The organism is Amycolatopsis rifamycinica, assembly GCF_000695625.1.
In the GTDB taxonomy this organism is placed as follows: Bacteria; Actinomycetota; Actinomycetes; order Mycobacteriales; family Pseudonocardiaceae; genus Amycolatopsis; species Amycolatopsis rifamycinica.
Genome location: NZ_JMQI01000069.1, coordinates 1 through 12166, shown reverse-complemented (window position 1 = coordinate 12166; position 12166 = coordinate 1). Strand labels below are relative to the sequence as shown.

At 71.9% G+C, this 12166-nt stretch carries 12 protein-coding genes; 5 read left to right on the top strand and 7 right to left on the bottom strand.

Annotation, left to right across the window (positions count from 1 at the left end; translation table 11 throughout):
• Positions 1–65: 65 nt before the first annotated feature.
• Complete coding sequence (locus tag DV20_RS34010) at positions 66–989, bottom strand: MBL fold metallo-hydrolase (protein ID WP_043787296.1); 924 nt, start codon at positions 987–989, stop codon at positions 66–68.
• Positions 990–1072: 83 nt separating this feature from the next.
• Between DV20_RS34010 and DV20_RS34005 the strand changes: the two genes are divergently transcribed.
• Positions 1073–2017 carry a LysR substrate-binding domain-containing protein gene (locus DV20_RS34005; protein WP_043787295.1) on the top strand — a complete coding sequence of 315 codons (945 nt, stop codon included), beginning with the start codon at positions 1073–1075 and terminating at the stop codon, positions 2015–2017.
• Positions 2018–2036: 19 nt separating this feature from the next.
• Here DV20_RS34005 and DV20_RS34000 read toward each other — a convergent pair whose 3' ends face one another.
• The 5 genes from DV20_RS34000 to DV20_RS33980 all read right to left on the bottom strand — a co-directional run bounded on the left by DV20_RS34000 (position 2037) and on the right by DV20_RS33980 (position 6898).
• Positions 2037–2837: a serine hydrolase gene (locus DV20_RS34000; RefSeq protein ID WP_043787294.1), complete on the bottom strand. Its 801-nt coding sequence runs from the start codon at positions 2835–2837 to the stop codon at positions 2037–2039.
• On the bottom strand, positions 2834–3907 hold the full coding sequence (locus tag DV20_RS33995; RefSeq protein ID WP_043787297.1) for a Glu/Leu/Phe/Val dehydrogenase dimerization domain-containing protein: 1074 nt from the start codon (positions 3905–3907) through the stop codon (positions 2834–2836). Before DV20_RS33995 ends, DV20_RS34000 begins: the two co-directional genes overlap by 4 nt.
• A gap of 179 nt (positions 3908–4086) precedes the next feature.
• Positions 4087–5295 carry a kynureninase gene (locus DV20_RS33990; RefSeq protein WP_043787293.1) on the bottom strand — a complete coding sequence of 403 codons (1209 nt, stop codon included), beginning with the start codon at positions 5293–5295 and terminating at the stop codon, positions 4087–4089.
• Positions 5292–6086: a tryptophan 2,3-dioxygenase gene (locus DV20_RS33985; protein WP_043787292.1), complete on the bottom strand. Its 795-nt coding sequence runs from the start codon at positions 6084–6086 to the stop codon at positions 5292–5294. Before DV20_RS33985 ends, DV20_RS33990 begins: the two co-directional genes overlap by 4 nt.
• Entirely contained in the window at positions 6083–6898 is an 816-nt protein-coding gene (locus DV20_RS33980; RefSeq protein ID WP_043787291.1) for a PaaX family transcriptional regulator, read from the bottom strand. Before DV20_RS33980 ends, DV20_RS33985 begins: the two co-directional genes overlap by 4 nt.
• Before the next feature lie 48 nt (positions 6899–6946).
• Here DV20_RS33980 and DV20_RS33975 point away from each other — a divergent pair, with 48 nt between their 5' ends.
• From DV20_RS33975 to DV20_RS33960, 4 genes are read left to right on the top strand one after another with little or no spacing between them, the layout of a single operon-like run.
• A complete protein-coding gene (locus DV20_RS33975) occupies positions 6947–7699 on the top strand; it encodes a creatininase family protein (protein ID WP_043787290.1) in 753 nt (250 codons plus the stop codon).
• Positions 7692–9206, top strand: a complete 1515-nt coding sequence (locus tag DV20_RS33970) for a benzoate-CoA ligase family protein (protein ID WP_043787289.1) — start codon at positions 7692–7694, stop codon at positions 9204–9206. Before DV20_RS33975 ends, DV20_RS33970 begins: the two co-directional genes overlap by 8 nt.
• Positions 9203–9895, top strand: a complete 693-nt coding sequence (locus DV20_RS33965; protein WP_043787288.1) for an SDR family NAD(P)-dependent oxidoreductase — start codon at positions 9203–9205, stop codon at positions 9893–9895. The genes DV20_RS33970 and DV20_RS33965 overlap by 4 nt, the downstream gene beginning before the upstream one ends.
• Entirely contained in the window at positions 9892–10719 is an 828-nt protein-coding gene (locus tag DV20_RS33960; protein ID WP_043787286.1) for an enoyl-CoA hydratase family protein, read from the top strand. Before DV20_RS33965 ends, DV20_RS33960 begins: the two co-directional genes overlap by 4 nt.
• A gap of 640 nt (positions 10720–11359) precedes the next feature.
• Here DV20_RS33960 and DV20_RS33955 read toward each other — a convergent pair.
• The coding region (locus DV20_RS33955) for an HNH endonuclease signature motif containing protein (RefSeq protein WP_043787284.1) at positions 11360–12166 on the bottom strand (807 nt) is incomplete at its 5' end.

The window sequence follows — 12166 nt, the reverse complement described above, 5'->3', positions numbered from 1 at the left end:
CGTCCGCGGCCGCCCGGGCCGGGCCGGGGAGGTCCGGGACGGTGGCGCGGTACCGGCGCGGCGGATCACGGCGTGAACTCCCCGAGGTGGTCCAGGACCACGAACCCGCTCCCCGGGCTCGCCGCGGCCACCGCCTTGCGCAAGGGCTCCAGGCCGCCCGCGTCCTTCACCTGCCCCAGCGGGAAGTCGAAGTCGTCCCAATGCGTCGCCGCCACCCACCGCGGGTGCCCCAGCGTCCGCAGCAGCCTCGGCACGTAGTCCGTCACCTTCGCCCCGCCCGGTGGCAGCAGCACCACGTCCGGGTGCAGGCCCGCCAACTCCGACTCGAGGTAGTTCGAGCCGCCCAAGTTCAGCACGCTCGCTCCCCCGCCGGACACCGCGTACGCCAGCGTTCCGCCCTCCAGCAGGTCCGAGATCACCCGGGGCCGGTCACGGCGGGACAGCGTCCGGGTGCCCGGGAACGCCACCTGGGCCCGGCTGCCCGTGGCCGAATGCAGGGAGCGCAGCACCCGGATCGAGTAGCCGTCGAACGTGAGGTCCTCGCCGCCCGTGGCGATCGCCAGCTGGTCCTCCGGGGCGCCCAAGGCCGCCATGAGACTCAAATGGGTCTCGGTGCCGATGACCGTGGCTCCGGTGCGTTCGGCCAGGTACGGCACGTCCGTCAGGTGGTCGTAGTGGCCGTGGGTCACCAGGATGTGGTCCGCGCGGAGGAAACCGCGGTCGAGGTGACCGTCGATCAGCGCGCGGTTCACCGAGAGCGGGGTGCGGGGGTCCGCGCCCGCCGGGGTGTACGTCCCCGTCTTGAACCGGGTGAGCCACGGGTCGATCAGGACGGTCTTGGTCCCGACGCGGATCTCCCAGCCGTTGTTGCCCCACCACCGCAACGTCATTGCCGAACGAGCCGCCGCCGTGGCCGGGGTGCCCGCCAGGATGGCGGCCGCCGCCGCGCCCGCGCCGAACAACCCGCGCCTGCTCAATCCCTTGTCCATACGGACACCCGACCACGGGTCGCGGCTCGCTGTCCAAGATCGGAAAAACGAGATATCGATACATGAACGGCTATCGTCGCAGCGTGGACCACCTTCGTTCGCTGCGGTACTTCCTCGTCGTCGCCGACGAACTGCACTTCGGCCGGGCCGCCGAACGGCTCGGGATCGCGCAGCCGCCGTTGAGCCAGCGCGTCAAACGGCTCGAAGCCGAGCTGGGCGCGAAGCTGTTCGAACGCGGCCGCCGCGTCACGCTCACCGAAGCCGGTGAAGTGCTGCGTGCCGAAGCCCGCGATCTGCTCTCCCGCTGGGACCGCATGACGGCGCTCGTCGCGAAGGCCGAGCGCGGGGAGATGGACAGCCTGCGCGCGGGCGTGCCGCCGGAACTGCCCGGCCGGATCCTCGCCGCGATCCTGACGCGGTTCGCCGACGAGTGCCCGGCCGTCCGGCTGGATCTGCAGGAACTCACCACGGCCGAGCAGGCCCGGCTGCTCGCCGACCGTTCCCTGGACGCGGGACTGTTGCAGCTGCCGGTGGACGTGGCCGGGCTCGAGCTCGGCCCGGCCGTCGACACCCCGCTGGGCGTGGTCCTCCCCCGCGACTCACCGCTGGCCCGCCGCGCCGAGCTCGCCTTGGCCGACCTGGCCGGTGAAGGCCTGGTCCACGCGCCGCGCGCCGCCGCGCCCGGAAGCTACGACGCCCTGCTGCGCACCTGCTGGGACCACGGCTTCCGCCCGGCCGCGATCCGGCACGCCCGCAACCCCGAGTTCGTGCTCGGCCTGGTCCTGGCCGGCCACGGCGTGGCGTTCGAGCCCGCCGCCCGCAAGGAACCCCGGGTGGTGTGGCGGCCCCTCGAAGGCGACGTGCTCCGGGTCCGGATGGCGTTCGCCTGGCCCGCGACCAGCCCGCACCCGCAGGCGGCGAAACTCGCCGGGCTCGCGGCCGAGGTTCTCGGGAACGACGGTGTCTCGCGCCTGGTACCGCCCGGGCAGACCCCTCGGCCGTGGGACGTCTTCTACGAACGGGGCTGATCGACCGCGCGGGACGCCACTACGACCGCAGCCGCTCCACCGCCGCCCGGGCGGCGTCGCCGATCGCGCGGTCGATGTCCGGGCGCCGCAGCGTCTCCGCTCCGCCGGCCGTGAACACCGCCACCGCGTACGCCGCGCCGTCCGGGTAGGTCGCGACGCCGATTTCGTTGCGGATCCCCGGCATCGTGCCCGTCTTGCCCACCACCGCCACCTCCGGTGGGAACCCGGCCGCCAGGCGGTGCCAGCTGACCTGGGCCGACATCCACTCGCGGACCGGTGCGCCCACGTCGTCGGCCCAGATCGCCGACAGCAGCGTCGTCATCTCGCGGGGCGTCGTCGCGGAAGTCCGTTGTGGATCCAGCGCCCGCACCGGGTGGCCCGCCGAAGTGTCTTCGATGATCGTGCGCAGCACGTCCCGCGGCGCGCCGATCACCGTCGTGCGCGTCAGGCCGAGCTCGGCCAGCAGCGACCGGACGTTGTCCACGCCCACGCGGTCGAACAGCAGGTCCGCGGCCGTGTTGTCGGACACCGAAAGGGCCAGCAGCGCCGCGTCCCGCAGGCTGTAGGAGACGTCGTCGGCGAATCCCGCCGAACCGGTGCCGCCCAGGCGGTCCGCCGCCGTCACCCGGACCCGGTCCGCCGGGTCGAGCAACCCCGCGGCCACCTGGCGGGCGAACTCGTACGCCAGCGGCACCTTGACCACCGACGCCAGGACGACCGGCGCATCGGCGTCCACGCCGACGGCAGCCGGCGATCCGAGACGGCGGGCGTGCAGGAACCCCCGCACACCCACCGCTTCGAAGAACGCGGGAAGACTCACCCGGTCATGATGGACCGCAGCCGCCCGACCTCCGCCATCCGCCGCTCGGCGAGCCGGTCGGCCGCCGTCGCCGGGGGCACGCCGTCGGCCTCGGCCAGCGCGAACACGGCCTTCGTCGTGTCGTAGATGGCCGTGGTCTTGCGCTTCGCCCGCTCGAAGTTGAAGCCGTGGCGCTCGTCGTCGACCTGGATCACGCCGCCGGCGTTCACCAGGTAGTCCGGGGCGTACAGGACGCCCCGGTCGGCGAGCTGCTTGTCGATGCCCGCGTGCGCGAGCTGGTTGTTCGCCGCGCCGCAGACGATCCGGGCGCCGAGCACCGGCACCGTTTCGTCGTTCAGCACCCCGCCGAGCGCGCACGGCGCGAAGACGTCCAGTTCGGTGCGCAGCAGCGTGTCCACATCGGACACCACCCGCACGTCCGGGTGGATCGACCGGGTCCGTTCGATCGCCGGCGCGTAGACGTCGGTGATCGTCACCTCCGCCCCCGCTTCGACGAGGTGCCCGACGAGGATGTGCCCGACCTTGCCGACGCCGGCCACGCCGACGCGCCTGCCGGCCAGGTCCGGGCTGCCCCAGACCTGTTCGGCCGAGGCCCGCATGCCCTGGAAGACGCCGAACGCGGTGAGCACGGACGAGTCGCCGGCCCCGCCGTCCTCGGGCGAGCGGCCGGTGACGTACTGGCACTCGCGGGCCACGACGTCCATGTCCTGCACGTACGTGCCCACGTCGCACGCCGTGATGTAGCGGCCGCCCAAGGACTGCACGAAGCGCCCGTACGCGCGCAGCAGCGCTTCGGACTTGAGCGTCTTCGGGTCGCCGATGATGACGGCCTTGCCGCCGCCGAGGTCGAGCCCGGCCAGCGCGTTCTTGTACGCCATGCCCTTCGACAGCGCGAGGACGTCGTCGAGCGCGTCGGACTCGGTGGCGTAGGGGTGGAAGCGCGTCCCGCCCAGTGCGGGGCCGAGCGCGGTGGAGTAGATGCCGATGATGGCCTTGAGGCCACTGGCCTGGTCGTGGCAGTACACGACTTGTTCGTGCCCGGTGCCCCGGGCGAACACTCCTTCGGTCACGGTGGTGACTCCTTTGTCATCCGCGCCCGGTTTCGTGGCCGGGACGCGCTTCACGGGTGGTCGGGTGCCCGGCGGAGGTCGTCCGGTCGGGTGCCCGGGACCAACCTAGATCCCCGGTGATCGTGAGACCAGGGGAAGTCCCGCCATACGGACCGGTAGTTCCGGGAGCGGCGCCACTTTCACGAGAAAGTGCCGCCGTCGCGCACCACCGTGCCGAGGGTGTTCATCGCCGTCTCGAGCTGGGTGTCGGAGAGGTACGGCGCCGGGCCGAAGCGCAGGTACTGCCCCCGGCTGTCGGTGCGGACGCCGTGGGCGGCCAGCGCCGCCTGCAGCCCGGCGGCGTCGGCGCAGCGCAGCGAGAGGAACCCGCCGAGCATCCCGAGCGGCGTCTCGCGGTCGCGGGTGACGACGTCCGCAGGCAGTGCCAATTCGTCGAACACCGACGCGAGCAGGCCCACCTGGTGCTGGGACACCTCGCGCAGGAACTCCGGGGTCAGCCCGTGCTCGGCGAAGAACCGCTGGACCCGGACGCCGCGGTAGTGGCTGGCCGGGTCGTAGGTGGCACCGGCGAACCGGTCGCCGCCGATGGCGTAGGGCACCTGGCCGGGGTGGCGTTCGTCGGCCAGGGCACCGAACTCGGCGTACCAGCCGGTGATCACCGGGCGCAGCTCCTGGGCGTGCGCGGGCAGCCGCAGGAAGCAGTTGCCCTCGCCCAGCTGCAGGTACTTGTAGCCGCCGCCGAGCACCCAGGCGTTGGTGAGCCCGAGGTCGTGCAGCGGGAACGGCACGACGCCGAGCGCGTGGTAGGCGTCGACGACGAGCTCGATCGAGCGGTCGCGGCAGACGTCGGCCAGGTGCGCGAGGCCGGGCACGAGTCTCGACGTCTCGAACAGCACGGCCGAGACGAGCACCGCCGCGGTGGTGCCGTCGACCTCGCCGGCCACCCGCTCGGCGAGCGTCGTCACCGGGTCGAGCGGCACCCGCACCACCTCGACGCCCTCCTCCTCGAGGCGGGCGAGCTGACGGCGCAGCGTGTGGAACTCGCCGTCGGTGGTGACCAGGCGCGGCCGCCGCGGGAGCTCCATCGCCGAGAGGAAGCGCAGGACCAGGTCGTGCGTGCTCGCGCCGAGCGCGTACTCGCCGTGCGGGTCGCCGAGCAGCAGGCGGAAGCCGGCGCGCAGCTGGTCCGCCTTCGCGAAGGCGCGCTCCCACTTGCCGTCGACGTCCCGGGCGGCGTCGGCGAAGGACTCGCACAGCCCCTCCTCGGCGACGTCCGGCCAGGCCTGGTGCGAGTGCCCGGACAGCAGGAGGCGGTCGGCCACCGCGAACCGGGTGTAGTGCGCGGCGAGGCTGTTGGCGTCCGCGCGCAGATCGTCCAAAGTGGTCACAGTCGGCTCCGTACGGCCCAGAGATCCGGGAACATCGGCTGGAACAGCGTGGTACGCAGGTAGGTCGCGCCGGATGATCCTCCCGTCCCGGTCTTGTCGCCGATGGTGCGTTCGACCATCTTCACGTGCCGGTAGCGCCACTCCTGCATCCCTTCGTCGAGATCGACCAGACACTCCGCGACGACCGAGGGTCCCCCGTCGTCGCTGTACACGTCCAGCAATATCGCCTGCAGGGCCGGGGACGGCTCCACCGGTCGAGTGACGTCTCGGTCACAGTCGACGGCATAGCCAGAAACCTTGAGATACGTGAGAAAAGAGTCGAACAAGGACGGTCGCGCCATCGCTTCGGCAATGCGTTTCCGCTGCTCGCCGTCCTCGGGGTAGTGCGCGAACACGCGCTCGTCGCGCCGCCCCAGCACCGCTTCCAGTTCGCGGAACTGGGCCGACTGGAAGCCGCTCGAAGCGTCCAAACGGGCGCGGAAACTGGTGAACTGGCTGGGCGTCATGGTTTCCAGCACGTCGATCTGCGCCACCGCGACCTTGAGGATGGTGAGGATCCGGCGCAGCGTGCGGATCGAATGCGCGGTGTTGCCCTTTTCCAGGTTCGCCTGCAGGAAGGCGGCTTCGTGCAGGATCTGCTTGAACCACAGCTCGTACACCTGGTGGATCACGATGAACAGCAGCTCGTCGTGTTCGTCGGAGCGCATGCGCTGTGCGTTCAGCACTTCGTCCAGCCCGAGGTACGAGGTGTAGCTCAAGGCTTCCTGGGTCGCTTGGCTGGGTTCGGTCATCCTCGGGTCACCTCGTCGAAATGGCGTTGCGCGGGTTGCGCGAGCGCGGTGTACAGGTCGTGGAACAGCTCGACCGCCGCTGCACGGCGGTCCGGGGCGGGCACCAGGTCGGCGGGCAGTTCCGGGTCGAGCGACGGGAACATCCGGAAGGTGTGCACCAGCCGGGTGCGCACCTCGAACGCCTCGGCGTCGGAGATCTCCTTGTCCCGGTACCCGCCGAACTGGCCGGCGAACGCGGCGTACCGCGCGGCCAGGTCGTCGAGGTCCCAGGCCCGGCCGGCGAACCGGCGGACGTCCAGCGCGGCCGACGGGCGGCCGAGCAGCAGCCCGGCGTGCTCGGTGACGTCGAGTTCGCCGAGCAGGGCGACGACCTCGGCCTCGCGGTCGTGCGGGGCGATCCAGGTGCCGTCGGAGTACGGCCCGAACCCGAGGAACCGCAGCCGCCTGACCAGTCGTTCCCTGGCCTGGCGACGGCTCTCGGGGATGCTCTGCCACAGCACGGTCCACTCGCCCGCGGCGCGCTCGCGGCGGCCGAGGGAGAAGATCCGGCGGTCGCCGTCGGCGAGCAGCGCCACCGTGCGCCGGGTCAGCGAGTAGTGCACGGTGCGGCCTTCGCGGTGGCGCTGCAGCAGGCCGCGGCGCACCAGGCGGGTGAGCGCGATCCGGGCGGCGCCGTCGGAGAAGCCCAGCTCGGCGAGCACCGCGACCAGGCCGCCCGACCACACCCGGCGGGTTTCGCGCGGGTGCACGTAGCTGCCCAGCAACGTCACGACCAGCTCCTGAGGGCCGGTTTCGAAGGCATCGGTGGGCATGGGCGCAACTCTATACACCTCAGGTCGCTGCGGTGTAGCTTGATTTGCGTGACGTACTTCGCGGACCTCACCTCGCGCCAGGCCGGCGAGCTGGCTTCGGGTGACCGCGTCCCGGTGCTGCTGCTGCCGTGCGGCGCGATCGAGCCGCACGGCCCGCACGCGCCGCTGGGCACGGACCCGCTGATCTCCCGCGGGATGTGCGAGCGGGCGGCGGAGCGGCTGGCCGCCGACGAGGACGTCCACGTGCTGGTCCTGCCGGAGGTCCCCTACGGCGTGACGCGGTTCGCGGCCGGGTTCCCCGGCGGGATCCACGTCGGCGAGGAGACGCTGCACTCGCTGCTCGTCGACATCGGCGCGGCGCTGATCGGCCAGCGGTTCCGGCGGATCCTGCTGGTCAACAACCACTTCGAGCCCGCGCACCTGGTCACGCTGCGGCGCGCCGTGGAGACGCTGAACTTCGCCTACGACGGCCGCGTCGCCCTGCTCGACCTGGTCCGGCGGCGGCACGCGCGGCGGCTGACCGAGGAGTTCCGGTCGGGCGAGTGCCACGCCGGGCGGTACGAGACGTCGCTGGTGCTCGCCGACCGGCCCGAGCTGGTGGACCAGGCGCTGATGCGGACGCTGCCGCACGTGCCGGTCAGCCTCGCCGCCGCTCCCGAAGACGGCGGGTTCGCCGAGATGGGCATGACCGACGCGTACTGCGGCAAGCCCGCCGAGGCGACCGCGCGCGAAGGCGAGGAAACCTTCTCGACGTTGACCGACCTGCTGGTGGAAGCGATCCGGGAGCTGGCCCGTGAGTGAGCCGTTCAACCTCGCCACGCACTTCCTCGACCGGCACGTGGCCGAAGGCCGCGGCGACCGCACCGCCCTGCACGCCGGGGACCGTTCGATCAGCTACGCGGAGCTGGCCCGGCACGCCAACCGCGCCGGCAACGTGCTGCTGGACGCCGGTGTCCGAAGAGGACAGCGGGTGCTGCTGGCGCTGAGCGACGGCGACGAGTTCGTCGCCGCCTGGTACGGCGCGCAGAAGATCGGCGCGGTCACCGCCGAGGTGTACCCGTTCCTGCAGCCCAAGGACTACGCCTACTACCTCGGCTACACCGAGGCCGTCGCGGTGCTCGCGGACGCCGTCACGCTGCCCGCGCTGCGTGCGGCGGGCGCCACCGGGTTGCTCGTCACGGGCGTGCCCGAAGCGGAGCTGCTGCCCGGTGAGCGTCCGTTCGGGACGCTGGTGGACGCCGCGGCGGACTCGCTGGCGGCGGCACCGACCACTGTGGACGACATCGGGATCTGGAAGTTCACCACGGGCAGCACCGGCGCGCCCAAGGCGTGCGTGCATCCTCTGCGCAGTCCTCGGGAGAGTTTCGAACGGTACGCCGTCGGCGTGCTCGGCCTGCGGGAGGACGACACGGTTCTGGCCGTGCCGAAGCTGTTCTTCGGGTACGCGCGCGACCTGGTGGCCCTGTTCCCGTTCGGCGTCGGGGCGGCCGGCATCGCCTTCCCGGAGCGCAGCACGGCGGACCTGATGTTCGAGCTGATCGCGAAGTACCGGCCGACGGTGCTGGTCAACGTGCCGACCATGATGAGCGCGATGGTCGCCCACCCGGCCGCCGCGGAGCAGGACCTGAGCTGCCTGCGGATGACGACGTCGGCGGGCGAGGCGCTGCCCCCGGAGCTGCACCGCAGGTGGGACGCGGCCTTCGGGGTGCCGGTGGTGGACGGGATCGGCTCGTCCGAGGCGTACCACATCTACCTGTCGAACCGCCCGGGCGCCGCCCGCGCCGGCACGCTCGGCACACCCGTGCCCGGGTACACGGCCGAGGTCGTCGACGAGTCCGGGAACCCGCTGCCGGACGGGGAAATCGGGCCGCTGCGCGTGACCGGGCCGACGATCGCGCTGGAGTACTTCGGCGATCCGGAGAAGTCCGCGCGGACGTTCGACGGCGACACGCTGACCTCGGGCGACCTGTTCAGCCGCTCCCCGGACGGGTACTTCCGCCACCACGGCCGCGCCGACGCGCTGCTCAAGGTCGGTGGCGTGTTCGTCGCACCCGGCGAGATCGAGGACTGCCTGCTCGGCCACGCCGCCGTGGTGGACTGCGCGGTGGTCGGCATCGAGGTCGACGGCCTGGTCGTGCCGCGCGCGTACGTCGTGGCGCGCTCTCCGGTGTCGGCTGATGAGCTCAAGAACCACGCGAAGGCCCACCTGGCCAAGCACAAGTACCCCCGCGAGGTGGTCTTCGTGACCGAACTCCCCCGCACGGCCAACGGAAAGCTCGACCGGCGTGCCCTGGCGGCCCGCCCGTGAGCCGCCGGGTGGTGGTCACCGGCGGCACCCGCGGCATCGGCGCGGCGATCGCGGACCGGTTCCGTTCTCTCGGCGACACCGTACTGGCGCCGGGCCGCACGGAATGCGACGTGACGTCCGAGGAAGCCGTGGCCGCGTATTTCGCGTCGGTGGGCCCGGTCGACGTGCTGGTCAACAACGCCGGGATCTCGTCCAGCGCCCCGGTTTCCCGGACTTCGCTGGCCGACTGGCGCGCGCAGTTCGAGGTGAACGCCACGGGCGCGTTCCTCTGCACGCGTGCGGTGCTGGAGGGCATGCGCTCGCGCGACAGCGGCCGGATCGTGACGGTGGCGTCGACGGCTTCACACGTCGGCTACCGCTACACGGCCGGGTACACGGCCTCGAAGCACGCGGCGGTGGGCTTCATGCGCGCGGTGGCGGCTGAGCTGGCCGGCACCGGCGTCACGGCGAACGCGGTGTGCCCGGCGTTCGTCCGCACCGACATGACGGCGACCTCGGTGGAGCGGATCGTCTCGCGCTCCGGACGGTCCACATCGGAGGCGGAGGCGGCGCTGGCGGCGGCGTCCCCGCTCGGCCGGCTGCTGGAGCCGTCGGAAGTGGCGTTCGCGGTGACCTTCCTGGCGGCCCCGGAGGCCGCCGCGATCAACGGCCAGACCCTCGTACTCGACGGCGGAGGAATCCAGTCATGAGCCCGTTCCGCGCAACCGCTCCGCTGACGAAGGAGTGGGAGCACTTCGAGTTCACGGTGGCCGACGGGGTGGCCACGGTGACGTTCACGCGTCCTTCGAAGCTCAACGCGCTGACGTTCGAGGTGTACGCGGATCTGCGCGACCTGATCATCGAGCTCCCGCAGCACGAAGACGTCCGGGTCCTGGTGATCACCGGCCAGGGCCGCGGCTTCTGTTCGGGCGGCGACGTCGAGGAGATCATCGGCGAGCTGCAGAAGTTCGAGACGGCGGAGCTGCTGGAGTTCACCCGCATGACGGGCGCGGTGGTGAAGGCCCTGCGCGAGTGCCCCCTCCCGGTGATCGCGGCGGTCAACGGAGTGGCGGCGGGAGCGGGCTCGGTGATCGCACTGGCCAGCGACTTCCGCTTGCTGGCGGAGTCGGCGAAGTTCGCGTTCCTGTTCACGAAGGTCGGCTTGGCGGGGGCGGACATGGGGTCGGCATACCTGTTGCCGCGACTGGTCGGCCTCGGCCGCGCGACGGAGCTGTTGATCCTCGGGGACAAGATCTCGGCTTCGCGGGCTGCGGAGATCGGCTTGGCTTCCCAGGTGGTCCCGGACGCTTCGCTGGCTTCTACGGCCGCGGCGTTGGCGCGCCGGCTGGCCGACGGCCCGGCACTGGCGTACGCGACGACGAAGGTGCTGCTGACCCGCGAGCTGGACATGGACCTGGGCAGCGCGATCGAGCTGGAGGCGATCACGCAGGCCTTGCTGATGACGGCGAAGGACCACAAGGAGTTTTATGCGGCTTGGAGCGCGGGGCGGGAGCCTCGCTGGACGGGCCAATAGCTCACGCCGGCCTGGCGTGTATCGCCCGGCCCGGGTGTAGTCAACGGCCGGCAAGTGCGGCGAGCCCGGGAGCGGCCGGGGGCGGCTGCGGCCGACTGGGGTCGGCTGCGCGCGGTCGGCTGGGGCCGACTGCGGTCAGCTGCGGCCGGCTGCGACCGGCTGGGACTGGCTGTGGCCGACTGGGCTGACTGGGGCCGACCGCGGTCAGCTGGGGCCGGCTCCGGTCGGCTGGGCCCGACTCCGGCCAACTGGGCCGACTCCGACCAACCGGGCCAACTTCGACCGACTGGGCCGACTCCGGCCAACTGGGCCGACTCCGGCCAACTGGGCCGACTCCGACCGACTGGGCCGACTCCGGCCAACTGGGCCGACTCCGACCGACTGGACCGGCTCCGACCAACTGGACCGGCTCCGGTGGGGGGCCGACTGGGCCGCTGAGGCCGGCTGCGGCCGACTGCGGCCGGCTGGGGCGGCTGCGGCCGACTGCGGCCAACTGGGGCGGCTGCGGCCGACTGGGGCTGCCTGGGGCCCTGCGGTCGGCTGCGGCCGGCTGGGGTCGGATGGCTCGCCGGAGGTGCGAGGTTGCGTGGGTGTAGGCCCGTAGCCGTGTGGCTGCGGGCCTGTCCCGTGTTCGGTTGGCTCAGGCTGCGAAGGGCAGGGGTTCGTGGAGGTTGTTGCGTCGGGGTTTTCGGCGTCTGTCGATGAACACCGGTGGCAGGAACTCCGGGAGGCCATCGGCGGCGATGCGGACTTCCCAGCCGGAGCGGTGCAGCAGCCGATGGTGGTGGGCGCACATCAGTACCAGGTTGATCAGATCGGTGGGGCCGCCATCGGCCCAGTGCCGGATGTGGTGACCTTGGCAATGTCGTGGTGGGCGGTGGCAGCCGGGGAAGGCGCAGCCGCGGTCGCGCAGGAACAGGGCGCGGCGGAGTCCGGCGGAGATGAGGCGGCGGAGTCGGCCCAGGTTGAGGGGTTCGCTTTTGTCGCCGAGGACTGCGGGGATGATCATGGCGTCGCAGGCGTGGACCCGCGCTTCGGCCGCGGTCATTTGTCCGGTGTCGCCGAGGGTGGCTTTGCCAACGCCGGATTTCAGGTCTTGCAGGGAGACGGCGACCATGACGTGGGCGCGTTCCCCGGCCTGCATCGGCAAATCTGGTGAGTTGAGGGCCAGGTTCAGGGCGTCGGAGAACGCGTCGCCGTAGCGTTGGGGGTGGGTGCGGTGGTCGGGGCCGTCGTCGCTGGTGCGGCGTTCGGCCAGGGCGTCCAACAGGGCGCTGGCGCGGGTGCCGGTCTCATCGTCGAATCGGCCGTTCAGCTCCCACACGCCGGTTCTTTTCCGGCGGAGGAACAGTTCCCGGGGCGGGATTACGGGTTCGGTGTTGTCGGGTTCTGCGCCGTCGGGTGCGAGGTGGGCGAGGATGCGGGCGCCGAGGGCGGCGACCTGCTT